Annotated in this window: 17 protein-coding genes; 4 read left to right on the top strand and 13 right to left on the bottom strand. The window is 60.2% G+C overall.

Features of this window, described 5'->3' with window-relative positions:
- Positions 1–43: 43 nt before the first annotated feature.
- The 13 genes from V0R59_RS12970 to V0R59_RS12910 form a co-directional block, all read right to left on the bottom strand.
- Positions 44–1363 (bottom strand): phage major capsid protein, encoded by a 1320-nt coding sequence (locus V0R59_RS12970; RefSeq protein WP_330076468.1) that lies wholly within the window; start codon positions 1361–1363, stop codon positions 44–46.
- Between the two features lie 65 nt (positions 1364–1428).
- The gene (locus tag V0R59_RS12965; protein WP_330076467.1) at positions 1429–2376 is read right to left on the bottom strand and encodes a S49 family peptidase; all 948 of its coding nucleotides are present in this window, start codon (positions 2374–2376) and stop codon (positions 1429–1431) included.
- On the bottom strand, positions 2373–3641 hold the full coding sequence (locus V0R59_RS12960) for a phage portal protein (protein WP_330076466.1): 1269 nt from the start codon (positions 3639–3641) through the stop codon (positions 2373–2375). Before V0R59_RS12960 ends, V0R59_RS12965 begins: the two co-directional genes overlap by 4 nt.
- 2 nt (positions 3642–3643) lie before the next feature.
- A complete protein-coding gene (locus V0R59_RS12955; RefSeq protein ID WP_330076465.1) occupies positions 3644–3820 on the bottom strand; it encodes a hypothetical protein in 177 nt (58 codons plus the stop codon).
- Positions 3817–5649, bottom strand: coding sequence for a terminase large subunit (locus tag V0R59_RS12950; protein WP_330076464.1), 1833 nt, complete (start codon positions 5647–5649; stop codon positions 3817–3819). Before V0R59_RS12950 ends, V0R59_RS12955 begins: the two co-directional genes overlap by 4 nt.
- Complete coding sequence (locus V0R59_RS12945; protein WP_330076463.1) at positions 5612–6145, bottom strand: phage terminase small subunit P27 family; 534 nt, start codon at positions 6143–6145, stop codon at positions 5612–5614. The genes V0R59_RS12950 and V0R59_RS12945 overlap by 38 nt, the downstream gene beginning before the upstream one ends.
- Before the next feature lie 150 nt (positions 6146–6295).
- The gene (locus V0R59_RS12940; protein WP_330076462.1) at positions 6296–6520 is read right to left on the bottom strand and encodes a hypothetical protein; all 225 of its coding nucleotides are present in this window, start codon (positions 6518–6520) and stop codon (positions 6296–6298) included.
- Between the two features lie 130 nt (positions 6521–6650).
- Positions 6651–6992 carry a phage holin family protein gene (locus V0R59_RS12935; RefSeq protein ID WP_330076461.1) on the bottom strand — a complete coding sequence of 114 codons (342 nt, stop codon included), beginning with the start codon at positions 6990–6992 and terminating at the stop codon, positions 6651–6653.
- 213 nt (positions 6993–7205) lie between these two features.
- Positions 7206–7751, bottom strand: coding sequence for a hypothetical protein (locus tag V0R59_RS12930; RefSeq protein WP_375547400.1), 546 nt, complete (start codon positions 7749–7751; stop codon positions 7206–7208).
- 325 nt (positions 7752–8076) lie between these two features.
- Complete coding sequence (locus V0R59_RS12925) at positions 8077–10833, bottom strand: bifunctional DNA primase/polymerase (RefSeq protein ID WP_330076460.1); 2757 nt, start codon at positions 10831–10833, stop codon at positions 8077–8079.
- Positions 10830–11042: a TraR/DksA C4-type zinc finger protein gene (locus V0R59_RS12920; protein WP_330076459.1), complete on the bottom strand. Its 213-nt coding sequence runs from the start codon at positions 11040–11042 to the stop codon at positions 10830–10832. The genes V0R59_RS12925 and V0R59_RS12920 overlap by 4 nt, the downstream gene beginning before the upstream one ends.
- Positions 11035–11523, bottom strand: coding sequence for a phage regulatory CII family protein (locus V0R59_RS12915; RefSeq protein WP_330076458.1), 489 nt, complete (start codon positions 11521–11523; stop codon positions 11035–11037). The genes V0R59_RS12920 and V0R59_RS12915 overlap by 8 nt, the downstream gene beginning before the upstream one ends.
- Positions 11524–11745: 222 nt before the next feature.
- Positions 11746–11967, bottom strand: coding sequence for a helix-turn-helix transcriptional regulator (locus V0R59_RS12910; protein WP_330076457.1), 222 nt, complete (start codon positions 11965–11967; stop codon positions 11746–11748).
- A gap of 105 nt (positions 11968–12072) precedes the next feature.
- Between V0R59_RS12910 and V0R59_RS12905 the strand changes: the two genes are divergently transcribed.
- The 4 genes from V0R59_RS12905 (at position 12073) to V0R59_RS12890 (ending at position 14578) form a co-directional block, all read left to right on the top strand.
- A complete protein-coding gene (locus tag V0R59_RS12905; RefSeq protein ID WP_330076456.1) occupies positions 12073–12759 on the top strand; it encodes an XRE family transcriptional regulator in 687 nt (228 codons plus the stop codon).
- Between the two features lie 12 nt (positions 12760–12771).
- Entirely contained in the window at positions 12772–13611 is an 840-nt protein-coding gene (locus V0R59_RS12900) for an HIRAN domain-containing protein (protein WP_330076455.1), read from the top strand.
- Between the two features lie 219 nt (positions 13612–13830).
- Positions 13831–14343, top strand: a complete 513-nt coding sequence (locus V0R59_RS12895) for a hypothetical protein (protein WP_330076454.1) — start codon at positions 13831–13833, stop codon at positions 14341–14343.
- The gene (locus V0R59_RS12890) at positions 14336–14578 is read left to right on the top strand and encodes a pyocin activator PrtN family protein (RefSeq protein ID WP_330076453.1); all 243 of its coding nucleotides are present in this window, start codon (positions 14336–14338) and stop codon (positions 14576–14578) included. Before V0R59_RS12895 ends, V0R59_RS12890 begins: the two co-directional genes overlap by 8 nt.
- The last annotated feature ends 83 nt before the right edge of the window (positions 14579–14661 follow it).

Here is a 14661-nt window from a genome sequence, read left to right as displayed (position 1 = left end):
CTTCCATCCAGCTGAGCGGCCCCGGCCAATCCGGGGCCAAGGTTTACATGCCTGCGCCCCACTTCACGGCGATCGCCACAACGATGCTCTCGACGTGGCGCGGGCCGAAGTCGTGCTTCGCGATGACGCGCAGGAGTGTCTGGTCACGCTGGAAGGCACTGACGACTTCGCCCTGGGCATCCTTGTAGGACGCCTCATTGCTGAAGCTCAGGGTCAGGTCCATGTCTTCGCCGATCATGCAATCCGCGAAGTTGACGAAGTAGATTTCGGTTTCGTTGCCGTCAGCGCCTAGGTTCACAGGGATCTGGTTGCTGAGGCCAACGGGGTAGCCCTTGAGCATGCCCGAATCGATCTCCGGGTAGGCCTTGTTACCGTTGCCGTCCCGGAGCGATTGCAGCCAGCGCAGCACGCGCGGAGCCATCAGCCAGCCGCAAGACTTCATCATCACGTTGGCCGTTTCCAGGCGCAGCATCATCCCGCCGAGGAACAGGTCGATCTTTTCCAGGGTCAAGCCGTCTACAGCTGGAGCAGGCAGGAGGTTGAACGGCAACGCCCAGTGACGCATACCTTTGGGCAGGGAGCCGGAACCATCAGCGCGGATGAAGTGCAGATCCTCTGACAGGCCCATGCTCACAGTCAGGTCGTTCAGCACGAGGCCGTCGATACGCGGGTTGACCCCACTCATCGCCAACAAGTCGTTCGAGATTGGAACGATCGCCGCTGCCTTTTTCGCCGACAGCTTCGTATCAGCGAACGTCATCCCGGTGATCGGAATATCGGTATCGCTACCGATATAGGTCACGACGGTGTTGCCGGTGATTCGCGGCTGGGTCAGGTTGCCGTTGTTCAACGGCAGGCTGGTGACGCCCATTTTTCGAACAATGGAAACAGGACGCAGCGACTCGATGACATCGGTCGCGAAGTTCGTCGGGACAAGTACGCCGCCAGCCCCAGGGGTGACAACGCTGAGTGCCATGTGAACATCAGCGGGGAAGCCGCCGTCCTTGGCCATCTGCGCGGCGGTCTGCTGGTTGCCCTGGGCAGACGCCAACAAGCGTGCCATCTGGGCCATACCAGTACCGGGCTTCGCCTTCTCGCTGAACGGTCCGGAGATACTGCCTGGTGGACTGGTTACACCCTGGGCCGATTCGTTGACAGGTACCGCGCTGGCCGCAGCCAGTTGCTCCGCCGACTCGGCGCGCTTGATTTTGGCGGTCAGGTCATGGACCTGAGCTTCGAGAGTGGTGAACTGCTGCAACTGCTCGACAGACAAGCTGCCGCCATCGGCCTCGATCTTGGCCAGCGCCTGCACCTGGGCAACCAGGCCGGCGCGTTCGTTACGCATCTGAAGTACAAGGGACATGCTGCCTCCAAGGCATAAAAAAACCCGCACTTGGCGGGTCAGGATTCGTTTGATAAGAGGGTGGCTCAGGTCAGCGATTGCATGGCCAGGGCTGCTGCGCGCACGCTGATACGGCTCGACTGGCGTGTTGCACGGTTCTGCGCAACAGCACGCGACAGCTCATCGACAGCGTGTTGCGGGCTCTGAAGTCGATCAGCAAGCCCAGCGTTGATTGCGCCCTGGCCGCGGTACAAACCGGCCTCCGTGGCAATCACCTTCGCCACCGGCAGACCGCGAAACTCGGCGACCGAGTTGACGAACATCTGGTAGCTCTCCTGCACCAGCTCGTTGAGGAATGCCAAGGACTGTTCGGTAATGGGTTCGTGGGGAGACAGGTCGTTCTTGTGCGCCCCGGCGAATACCGTGGTCACCTTGACGCCCATCCCTTCTTCCATCTTGGAGCGGTCCATGTGGCTCGCAATGACACCGATCGATCCGACCCCGCTGGTACGACTCACCACCAATTCACTGCAAGCGGACCCGATCAGGTAGCCACCGCTGTAGGCCATGTAGTTGACCAGGCCAGTGATGGGCTTCTGCTCCGTCATTGCCCGGATATCATCGGCCAGTTCGAAAGCGCCCACGGCTGACCCGCCAGGACTGTCGATATCCAGAACGATGCGTTCGACCAGCGGGTCGGCAACAGCGCGCTGCAACTGCGAGCGGAGCCCTTCGTAACTGGTCATGGTTTCGCACGCGTTGATGTGGCTCCCACGGCTGACCAGGACACCGCTCACCGGGATAACCTCGACCCCGGTCTGCGCAATCGCGTTGCGGCGTTGCTCGTCAGCGATCGCAACCCGGTCGATGGGGTCGTCGTCCTTCCAGAGCTGGGCCGAGCCGCCTCCCAGGTTGATGATGTTGAGACTCATGGTCTGGTTGGCCCAGCGCACGCCCAGGTCGAGCATGTCGGGGGTAACCAGCAGCGGCTGGTTGAACAGCAGGCTGGATGCCCGCAGGTATTGCTTACTCATTGGGCAAGGATCCTCCCGATCTCTGCGTGCTGCAGCTCCAGCTGGGCGCGCACTGTGGGGTTGTTCAGATCGGGCTGCTTGCCAGCGTCGACCATGTTGAGGGGCTGCAGGTAGATATCGCCTCCCTGCACCGGGGGCATGTTCTCCAAGCGCCGGATGTCATTCACGCTGAGCCACCCCCATTGCCGGCCGATAGCGTAGGCCTCATAGCGGCTTTTCTGATCGCCGCGCAGCAGGCCCGACAGGTTGAACTCGATGAAGTGTGTCCGCCGATCCTTCGGCAGGAGGAAGTCGCGCATCATCGCCTGCTCGTGCCGCTTCACCCAGGGCAGCAGGGCGAACACAACGAACTGGATCATCAGCTGTTCCAGCGTGTTGTAGTTCGACTTCTCCAAGTCGTTGACCATGGGCAACGGGATCTTGTAGATCCGCGCGATGTCCAGACCAGTCAGCTTCATGATGCCGACGATCTCGGCGTCAACGTTGGACATGGACACCGGCTTGAATGTCATGCCCTCTTGCAGCAGCGCGACTTTCTTCGCGTTATCCATGCCGCCGAACTTCTGGCCCCACTGATCAACAATCTTGTCGACGGTGCCCTGATCCTTGATCGCGGGTGCCTCGCGGGGGCGCTCAATCACTCCCGACACGGCCACGCCGTTTGCGAAGCTCTTGCCGGTGTACTGACGAACAGCCTGGGTCAGGCCGATTGCATCGGCGTGCAGCTCGATCGGCGACAGACCGACGTAGGGATTGGTGCCGAACCAGCGGACGTGATGAACCATCCGCATCGGCACCGCCTCACCGACACCAAGCCGGTAGTAGGGCATCAGGTCCGCCCCTTTCAGCACCTGCACCTGCTCCGGCTTCAGGGCCCACAGCGAGGTGACGTTGCCGTCCTCACGGCGCTCGATGAAGCTGAACGCGTTTCCTCGCAGGCCGGCTGCGCCCTGGTGCCGCTCCATGTACTCGCAAGGGGTTTGGAACGGGTTGGGCTGGTACCGCAGTACGTCGTAGAGGGGGTGATTAATGGCCGCCTCCCTCTGGCCTTTGTCCTTGCGCTCGAACAGCTCCAGCGGCAATTGCGCCACGGTCTCAGCCAGCAGCGTCACGCAGTTTTGCAAGATGGGTAGAGCAAGAGCGCTTTCCGGGGTAACAGCAACGCCTGCCGAACTACGCCCCCGGCCTATCAAGCCGCGCCAGAAGCCGTTGTCCGGGTTGGTCAACGTACCCACGCCAGAGGCGCGTAGGCTGGAAAAGAACATGGTCAGCCCCCTTCCCTTGCCGCCTGGTGCGCAGCCGCCTGATCGGCCAACTTGGCCCAGACCAGCAAACCCATCCCCGCGACGATGAATGCCGCAGGTCGATGCAGCATCCAAACGCCGGCGACCAGCAGCGCGAAGCCCAGCAGGCCCGCCGCCCAGGACGCAATAATCAACTTCATATACCTACCCCTTCGTCGTAAATCGACGTGCCTGATGCCTCGGAAATGTCGCTGCTGATGCCGACCGCCATTACGGCTGCGACGATGCCGTCGATGCGGCCCGTGGCTTTGGATTTGTCCACCTTCCGGTTGTTGGCTGGGTCGAAAACGATCACTGCGTTGCCGGCGTTCCAGGTCATCACCGGGTTGTCGTCGTGCAGCAGGGTCTCGACCACCTCGGTGACCGTGGTGACCTCCGACACAACCTCGTAGTCGTCTGGATCCAGCTCGATGACATCCTCTGGCTCGGCCTTGCGCCCCAGCAGGCGCCGCTCGAACTCGTCCACCGCTGGGCCCATGTCCTTGAAGCCCTGACCGAAGGGCTTGAGTTCGGGCAGCGTGATGCCGTTGTCGGTCATCAGTTGCAGCAAGTCCTCGATCCGCCAGCGGTCATATGCGATCCGCCGAACGTCGAAGAAATCGCAGATCGTCTGCAGGCGCCGAAGCACATGCAGTTTGCTGATGGCCCGACCAGGTGTGGTCTCCAGGTGGCGCTCCTTGATCCATTGCGTGTATGGCACTCGGTCACGCTTCTCTCGGCCCGCCAGGTCATCGTCGGGGATCCAGAAGTACGACAGCGAGCGCCAGTGCGGGTCATAGGGCATGGGGCTGAACATCAGCACGAACGCCGTCAGGTCCGTGGTACTCGATAAGTCCAGCCCGCCGACGCATGGGCGGTTGCGCAGAACACGCATCGGCACCCGCTCGGCTGCACCGCGCCAGATCTCCCAGGAAAGCCACGGCGATGTCGCCTGGGTCCATTCGCAGAAGTTCAGGCGCCTGACCACGGCTTCTTTCGCAGGCAGGCCCTTGGCCTCGGCCACCTGCTCCCGCAGGTACTTGCGACCGGGGATACCATCGGTTTGCCCCTCAAGAATGAAGTCCAGCGAAGGGTTCACCTTTGGCCAGCATGCTTCGTCCTTGAACGGGTCATCACCTTTGTCCAACGAGCAGATGAAGGCGAAGAACGCATCGTTGTGCTCCTTGCCTTCGCAGATCCGCACGCCCAGGTCGTGATATTGACCACACACTGAGCCCTTGTCGGAGCCACTGTTGGTGATCATCACGATCAAGGCTCGACGCCGAAACTTGGTGCCGGCCCGCATCATGTTCACCGCGCTGGCGGTCTTGTGTTCGTGCAGCTCGTCGATCAGCGCCACATGGGGCCGAGGGCCGGACTGACCGTCGTCGGAGCTGATCGGGCGGAAAAAGCTATTGGTCGCGGGGTAGAACAGGTTCCAGACCTTTTCATCACGCCCCGACTGCACCAGGCGGCCGGCAAGGTGAGGCGCCATGTTCACCATCGCGACCGCATCGCGGAACAAAATCTGCGCCTGGTCTTTCTTGGTGGCCGCAGCATAGACCTCTGCCCGCTGCTCGCCATCAGCAACCAGGCCATAGAGACCGATCCCCCCGACCAGGGGCGATTTGCCAGAGCCCTTTCCGGTTTCGATGTATGCCTGTCGGAACCGGCGGTAGCCATCGTCGGTGTACCAGCCAAACAGGCTACCCACGATGAACGCCTGCCACGGAGCAAGACGAAACGGCAGCCCTTCGAAGTCGCCGCCGTTCAGGCGCAGCACATCCTCGAAGAAGCCAATGGCACGCTCTGCCGCTTCGGCATTCCAGATCAGCCCGCGCTCATGTCCTGTCTCAACATCTAGCAGATGGCGCCGGGCAGCATTACGAACATCCGGCCCGGCGATGATTGCGCCGGCCAGCACCTGGTCAGCGAACCCTTTAACACGGCAGTCAGTTGAAATATTTGTCGGCAGCGTCTCGTCCTGCATGTGGGAACAACTCTCCTTGCGCCGCCGGGGCGGCTCTCATGTTCCGGCGCGCCAGGGGAGATAACCCGAACTGAGCACCCGCAGCGTTCGCACGCTTCTCGGCGTCGTTGGCCAGCTGCCGCAGCACGTGCGTCTGCTGGGCACCGGTCTTGAAGGTCTGAATCTCACCGCCCAGGCCATCGAGCGATGCCGCGTTGCGCTCGGCGATCAGTCGCTGGAAGCGCAACCAGTCGCCGTAGGCTTGGCAGTACGTGGCAAGCGCCATCTGGTCGAGCCGCGACACCCAGCCCACAGCAAACAGCGCTTCGGTGATCCGCGTCCACTCGACCGCCGCGTCCCCGGTGATGAAGTCCGGCATCGGCGGCACGCCCACCGGCACCGCCGGATCTTTGATTTCGTTCATCAGCTGTGCAGGCGAGAGCTTGCTGCGGTTGCCGTTGAGCAGATGCACCGACGCGGGCAGTCCAGGCCGCCCGGAGTTACCGTTTCCGGCCATGGAAACCTCCTATGTCTGATACCCCCCCTCCCTCATTTTTCCCGGTTTTGCACACAGAGGTGGGCGAGCGGTCAACGAGGGGGCGAGCAAAAAGTTTTTTACCCCCCCTACCCCGGCAAGCCAGGGCGCGCGGGAGCGCCGGCCCGGCGATCAGCGCCGGTTCCAGTGATGATTGGGGTCAAGCGGCAGACCTGAGGCATTACAGCCGGCGATCCGACCGCTGCGCTCCAGCCGTTGCTTAACCGAGTCATGGCAAAGCTTGCAGAGCGGCTGCCAGTTGCTCTTATCCCAGAACAACTTCCATGCAGCCTTGAGCCTTTCGGGATCGCCCGCGTCTTTGGCTTCCTGCACCCGGGGAGCGATCTTATGGTCCACGACGGTCGCAGCCACCGGGCGGTGACTGGTTGAGCACATCGAGCAGAACGGGTGAGCCCCCAGGAAGACTTCGCGAGCCTCACGCCAGCGCCGCCCATATCCGCGAGAAGCACTGCTCCCCCGCCGTTCGTTACTGCTCATGGCTTGGCGCAGCGACATCAGCCAAGCCCAGACGCTTGGCGGCCCAGCGCTCATAGAGGCTGATCGCGACATCAGCCCCGGCCATCGCGGTCAGGCAACCGAACGCAGCGGCCATCCAGATCGATGCCCCCAGCGAGTACAACAGCATGATGGTGCAGACCCCACAGACAACGCAGGCACCAGACCTGAGAACGATGCGACGCACCAACGACCAACCACGAACCCCAGCCTTGTCGGCCCGCCACATCTCACCGGAAACACCACCGACCAGGGACAGCAGGATGACCATCCAGATCGGCATCTCAACCAACGCTTGTTGCTCGCTATTCATGTAAGCCTCATTGGCAAAGCAAGGTGCCAGAAACAGAAAACCCCGCCGGAGGGCAGGGTTCTCAATGCGCCGATGAAGCTGACGCGGGTCGCACAACACAGTGCTTGTAGGGGGGGGGGAGCGCCGAAGCGCAGTTTTGATATCGTGACGCCTTTCTACCTGCTACCGGAAAAACCGAAAAGGGGCAGTTTTCGGTTCGTCGCGATGTGGCAGCTATGTAGCATCAATGTTGCAGACAAGCCGCATTTCAACCCGACGAACGGTAGACTGTCGAACTCGCCCAGCACGCGCACTCAAGATCCCGAACACCTGAAGGTGAAGCGCCTTGACCCAGTTCCGATATGTGCGATCTGCGCCTTCAGCCAACCCGACCTCACGCATCTGCTCCCGCACTGGCGCTCCATGCAAATACCGCAGACGCGCCAGCTTGGCCAGGGCAGCGCCGCGCTTATCACGCCGGTCCAGTTCGGCCACAGCAGCGTCCACCTCGGCAGCCGAGTGATCAAGCCCAGCACCTGCTATCAGGATTCGCGACCCAGAGGAGCCACCTCGCGGGGCGGCGCCCTTCCACTCCATGATCGTTCCCATCTGGCTCCCCATACTGGAACCAAGTCCCTGCCGGGCGCACTGCTCGCCCCAGTGACGCATGAGGTCGCTAACCAGGCTCAGGCGCTCCGCTTGATCTAACAGCTGCGCCATTTCGCCCCGATGAGCCGCAAGCCTGGAGGCCAGCACGAACTGCATTTCGTCCTTGTTCATCGAAAATCCCCCAAAAGCTGAACCCAACACAAATTTCGCTTACCCGACACAAACCCAACACAAAAAATATTCAATAAAATCAATGAATTAATTAGATATGTGTTGAGTGTGTTGGGTGTGTTGGGTTTTTCGGACCTCGCGTAGAATTTTTTTTGTCGTTGACCGACGCCATTAGAAAAAACGCACACGCGCACGCGCGCGCGCAAACCCAACACACCCAACACACCATCCGCGCAAGCCACGGTTTCCGGGGCCCCAACGTGTGTTGGCTTTCCAATTTCAACCCAACACAAACCCAACACACCCAACACACTTCTAGACGTAGTCATGCGGCAAGCGTCCTTTTCACGTGATCCCAGCCGTCCACGGTCCAGCCAGCCAGCTTTGCCCGAGCACGCCATTCAGAGACGTTCTTGCCCAGCTCGGCCGCATTCAGGGATGGGGGCAGGGAAGGATCACCATCAGAGGGAAAGAAGAACGCGGCGAAGCGTCTTGTATTGCCATCGGTCCACGGGATAGCCCGTGTCTTATCTACCTTCGCACTGAGCATTAGCGAGAACTTGGTCTGGCTCATCGAGTGCTCCTTGTTGAGCGAGCACCACTCCAAAAACATCGCATATACGTCGGAGGTCAGTGCGCAACCCCATAGGCCGTGCCCGAGCTCTCCAAGCCTCCAAAGGCTGTAGAACGTCTGCCAAGCGGTGCGACTCAGTTCGACAAGCCGTTGACGAGCCTCAGTCTTAGGCGGACGAGTGCGCTGGTCGAAGTCGGCCAAGTCGACGCTTAATAGCCATCCGTACAGGGCCGCGACGCCACCGTTGGCCAGCTCCCGAGCGATCGCCTTCTGCCGGACAGCCGGCAGAGTTTCCTGCGGCCACATGACCAACATGCGCCGGTCGTCTTCGCTGATCGGCCAGGGCATGATCTCGTTGCTTAGAAATGCGGAGTTCATATGGTTGGACTCTTCCCAACCGTTGATGAACTTCGACTCCATACGGACCGTTTTGCCGGTCACCATGTGCTTGATCTTGCCCACCTGGTTGTAACGCTGATCCCGGCTAACGACCTCTTCGAAGACGGCCCACAGCTTGCCGCTCTGCCAGGCGTTGAAGTTGCCCTCCAGCTGCTGCTGCCCGACGGTAGCGCCATAGCGGCCATACAACTCGCCCATGACGTCAGAGAACAGCAGACTCTTGCCGGAGCCCTCCATTGTCGAGTGAAACAGAATCGCCGTGTCCATCTTCGCGCCCATATGCTGGAGCGGGTAAGCCAACCACCTAGTAAGCCATTCCAGGGCCTCGGCATCGTGGTTGCACAGAAAAGACACCAGCCACCGCAGGTTTTCGCACGCGGCATCATCGCGGACAGGCTCCAAGGGCAAGCCCTCGAATGTGTTGATGTACACCGCAGGGTCTTTTGTCATCGTTGGGTCGAACACGATGTGATCGACGTCGACCACGCGACGAGTCGGGCTGTTCAGCCAAAGCTGGTAGGCATCCCCTAACGCCATCTTGATGCTGCCCTCCGGCAGCCGGCGCTTCTTCTCCCGATCCCAAGCCTCTTTCGTACCGTCGATGTACACATAGCGATCGAGCGGAGCGAGATTCATCGCTCCGCCCTTCTTGCTGGACATCCGCCGAGCCTGTTCAAGCTCTTTGACCTGCTCGGAAGACACCAGCTTCTTGTCGGTCCTGTCCATCCAGGCTTTCGCAGCAGGCTTACCGATCAGAGCTTCGAAGCCTGACCGTTTCATCGACTGCCCCTTGTCCATGTCCCACACGTTCGTCGTGCCTTCGACCAGTGCAAATCGACGGAGGGCGCTCTTGAGCACCAACCCGCTCTCCCCCGCGCCCCCTTCGACCGAGGAGGAAACCTCTCGGTCGGCCGGACTGGGGGCCTCCTGGTCAGCCGCTGGAGCATCACCTTCGCTAGCCTGTGCGAACTGCTCGACAAGCGATGGGGTGCGGGGAAGCTCACCGAGCGGCGGCGGCTCCGGGGGCCGCGAGCGCGCATCTAGGCCCAAGGCCACCGCTGCCGCCCTAGTTGCTGCTCGATGGTCGCCGTCGTGCATCAGGATGCAGTACACGTCGAAAGCGTCGTTCTTATGGCCGTTGGCAAGGGGGTCAGAACCGTGGTGCGAGTACAGCTTGCCGTCAGTGATGGTGACACCCGGGTCGCCACTGCTGCTGTGAGGGCATAGCCATTTGTCACCCATGCGCTTGTATCCGTGCGCTTCGATCATCGTCGCGATGTCGTGCACGCGGTTGAACTCAGGAATGACTTCCGGCAGATCGCGATTGCCTGACTGGGCCAATGGCCGAGGCTTCGCGACTGCGCGAAGCACCGTTGCGCTCGGTTTTGGGCGCCAAGGGCATGCTGCCTCAGCCTGAGCCTTGAACTCGTCCCATCCCTGCCAGATGTTCAGCAGCTCAGCGGGCAGCACAGGCAAGCCGGCAGCATCCGGGGTCTTTCGCCAAAAATAGGGCTTGCCCGTTTGCGGATGAATGGAAGGCGGCAGGACGTCTTGAACCAGGCCACCCCGAAGTTCGAACACGGTCACCTTCTTGAATGGAGTGGCAGCCAACAGCAGGGCATTTTCGGTGAGCGTGTCGCCGGCATCCCGGGCAGACTTGACCTGGGCCATGATGCCCCTGTAGATCGATCCGTCAGGGTCAGCCTTGCTGGGCCATGCCAGTGCCCGCCGGGTCAACTCAACACCGTCAGGAACGCGGAACAGCAGCCGGTACCGCGCCGGGTTACCGACGACGGTCGGGTACTGCTCGGCGAACAAGTCCAGGTTCAAGCCGACAGTGGACTGAAGGACGATCCGGCACATGTCCACATCGTCGACATCGAGCGAACAGACGCCCGACGGGCCAAGCACAACACCGAGGTTATGCCTCGGGTGCGCCTGCCAGAATGTTTCAGCTTCGTCAGCATCAGTGAAGTAGCCACCCGGCTTGTTCCAAGCGTCACCCTTGGGCGCCTTGTCGCCCGGTGCGATGGGCACCAGGGCAAGGCCAAAGGCTTCGATGTAACGCCGCGCCCAATCAGCTGTTGCAGTTGTTGGGCGCTCACTCATCGCCGCCGCTCCCGCAGATCCTGACAGTCGATGCAGGTATCACACCCAGGCGCCGCCTCTTGGCGAGCCAAAGGAATTGCCTCGTCGCAGTCCTCGCAGAACTGCGCGCTAGGCTTGACGGGACGATTCACATGGCGCTGCAGGGCAGCCTGAAGGAAACGCTCAGACTGTTCAGCCGCCTGATCGATCGGATCTGCAAAGTTATCCATGGGCACGGTCCTCCATGGCCTGACGAGCGCCCGCCATGATCCCCAGCACCTGCCGGATTACGTCCATGCCGCAAGCCTCCAGCTTCTGGACTTCGTGCAACTCCCAAATATCGTCAGCGGCGCCTTCATGCATGCTGCTGACAAACTGAGCCGCTTCCTCCAGCAACTGGCCCACGGCCTTAAGTTGCTCTTTAGTTGCGGGAACAGGTTGAGGGCGGTACCAGACCACCCCAGCCGCACGGCCCAGCGCATCAAGGACGCGCTTGTCTTGGGTCCATTGCAGAACTTCCTCCAGCTCATCGGGAGATAGCCAGCGGCGTTCTTCATCGTGCTTGAGCTTCTTCTGTAGAGCGTCCAGGTCCATACCCAGATCGAAGGCGAGAGTGGTGATCCCGCCCTTGTAGCTCCGGCCAGCGCGATAGAGCGCATGGCGTAGTGAAAGGACCGGACCAGCGTCCGGCAGGGTGTCGATTCGACTCATAACCGTTAATCCTTAATTAACGGTGTGGACCGCCGGTAGGCTAGGACCTATCCTACGGCCACAACCGTTGTGTTTTGTTTTGCTTGCTGTGCGGACATGCATGCGGTTTAGCCATCAGGACGATCTTGTGGTGAGGGAGTCCAGGTGGCGGGTTAGCGTGGTGCGTTGCACCACTTGCTGGGCTGGGGATTTTTGTGGTGAAAACCTCAGCTCGGCATTCCTTTACTCAGAGTTTTCAGCCCCGTCGGGCGGGAATACATCATCCAATCCGCATATCACTCCCAACGAATTCAGAGCCGCGACAACAGCTCGGCTCTCGGCCAGTCCAGGGACTCGTCTTCCTGACTCGTAGTTGCTCAGCCGACCTTGCGACCATTTGAGCGCCTCCGCCAAAGCGATCTGCGTAACCCCTCCCTGCGCCCGGACCTGCGATATGCGATTCATCCAAAAGCTCCTGATCTCCAACTAAAAACAACATAACAACGATACGTTGTTTTTTCAACACGTTTAGTTTGAGACCATCTAAACGCATCGTGATATTTTTTCTGAATGGAATCTCTCGGACAGCGCATCGCCCGCTTACGGCGACAGAATCATCTTTCCCAGGGTGCACTCGCTGAAAAATGCGGCTGGGAAAAAGGCCAAGCTCGCATAGGCAACTACGAGCGAGACCTTCGAGAACCAAATATCACCGACCTGCGATTGCTGGCTGACGCTCTGGGCATATCGTTGATGGAGCTGATCGAGGGTGGCGAGCGCTACCAAGCTCCCGCGCTGAGCGAGGGTGATCAGCAAGCCCCCTCCAAGGATGACTACGCATTGATTCCGCAATACAGCGCGCTAGGCGCTGCTGGCAATGGACGATTCAACGATCACGTTGAAATTAAAGGCGGGCTGGTTTTTAAGCGGGCCTGGCTGAATCGCATGGCACTGAAAGAACAGAACCTCCACGTGATTTACGCTCAAGGCCACAGCATGGAGCCGACCATCAGCGACGGCGATGTTGTTCTTTTGGATCAAAGCCAGATCGAGCCGCGCGACGGGCGCATCTACTTAATCAGGCGCCACGGCGGCGAGCTGATAATCAAGCGCTTAATCCAAGGGATCACCGGAGGCTGGATCATTAGAAGCGATAATGACGACAAGCGCACGTTTCCCGACCAGCCCATCAGTGAAACCGACATAGATCAACTGCAGATCATTGGGCGCATCGTCTGGCACGGCGGCGCACTTTAGGTGAGCGATAGCATGGAAGCTGCAAAACGAAGAATTTCACTTACAAAGAAGCAGCTCCAGACTGAAGCCGGCATGGAGCTTCTGAGTATCTGCGAGTCCGTAACTGCGGACGGCATGATCGCCGACGAAGAAATCCACGCGATCAATCTGTGGCTCATTCGCAACCCCGACACGGATTTCCCAGCAGCTCACTTCCTGAAAGAGATTCTAAGCAAATCGCCTAGCGATCAATCCGCTACAGAGGAAGAGCGAGCCGAGATCGCAAAAGCGATCGAAACAGTTCTCCCCCCAACCCAACGCCAACTCGCTGTCGCAGCGCGAAAGAACGCCGCTGCAGAAGAGAGACTGGTGACCAAACGATCTGCCGCTGACGCAAAAAAAGCCGCCCAAGATTTAAAAAAACGTCAGCGCCCTCTAGCAACTGCCGACTTCATGGTGGCCGGAACGAGACACGAGGGACGCGGGGAGATTATTGATCTGTTCATCCGCACAGGATCCAGGGTAACCCTCCGCAGGGATCCCGGGAACAAGCACAGTAGGTTTGCCATTGTAGTGGAGACAACGGGAGGCGAATCCATTGGCCACGTTCCCGAAGAGTACGCACAAACCCTCGCGCCACTGATGGACGAAGGCGCCGTAGCGTCTGCAAGCGTCAAGAAAATACTTGAGTCAAATTCCGGACCGATTCCCGTCGTCCTTGCCCAACTGCTTGACCCATTAGCCCTGAATCCTCCAGCCGACGCCACCCTAGAGACCGCACCACCAACCAAGGCCAGAAGTACCAGGTGGCCCACCCTTGTCATCGCCCTGATCATACTATTCGTTGTTTTTCGCGCCCTAACCAACAACTAAACGTGTTGACACAAAAACAACAATACGTTTTATTTGTTTCGTCCTCCCTCACCATAGAGAACGAAACATGCGAAACACACCCCCGCAAAGCAACGTTTACCTGCACCCCACCATCTGCAGTCGCCGGCAGCACGCTGACCAATTCCAGCGCAGCACCGGCCTGCAACTGGTCATCTCCTCTAATGGCGTTGTTCGCGCCGTCCCCACGCAGGGGGCCGCATGAACGAATACACCGTCCCGCTCCGCCGCGTCATGCTGCTGCAGCCAACACTGGAGAACGGCGGCACCGCCACTTGCCAGATGCGCCGCCCTGAAACCTCGACTGACGTGCACATCGCGGTCGAGAACGACGACCGCACCCACCACCTCAAGGTCACGTTCGGCCCGATTACCGGCTCGCTCACCCTGCAGCGTGGCGACAGCGCCAAATACATGGCTCTGCGGGACTATCTGGAAGAACTGGCCAACGGCCGGGCCTTCACCGGCGAACAATCCCAACAGGCGATCGCCTTGATGGAAGCCCAAGACTGCGTAAACGCGGTACTGACTCCCGGCCACATCGCCTACGTAATCCCCACGACCACCCCTACCCGCCCCTTCGGCGCAGTTGTCACCGACGCCCAGGGCGAACTACAGGCGGCCGCCACTGGGATCAGCATGCACCACTTGGCCGAAGTCATCCGCGCGAAGCTCCAGCCCGGCCAAGAGGGGCCCGGGAGTCTCCATGAGTAAGACGCTGGAACAATTGCGCACCCAATGGGCCAGCCCCTGCCCGTCCATGACCGCCATTCGCGAACACTACTTCCCCCACATCGGAACGGACAGGCGGTTCAGGGAGTTGATCCAGAAGGGCGAGATCAACCTGTCGCTGAGGAAGCTGCACAACTCGGCCAAAGCGCAATACGTGATCTACCTGTACGACCTCGCCGACTACCTCGACAACCAAGCGGCAAAACGGACAGCGTGATTCAGGCGGCCCCGGCCACCAGGGGCACCCCAGCTTGCGTCAGGCCACCACCACATACAGGCCTGACGCCGGCAGCTTCGGAG

It is taken from the genome of Pseudomonas ulcerans, from assembly GCF_036324125.1.
Classification (GTDB): domain Bacteria; phylum Pseudomonadota; class Gammaproteobacteria; order Pseudomonadales; family Pseudomonadaceae; genus Aquipseudomonas; species Aquipseudomonas ulcerans.
Note: the sequence above shows the minus strand (reverse complement) of the source record. Positions and strands in the feature narration are given on the sequence as shown.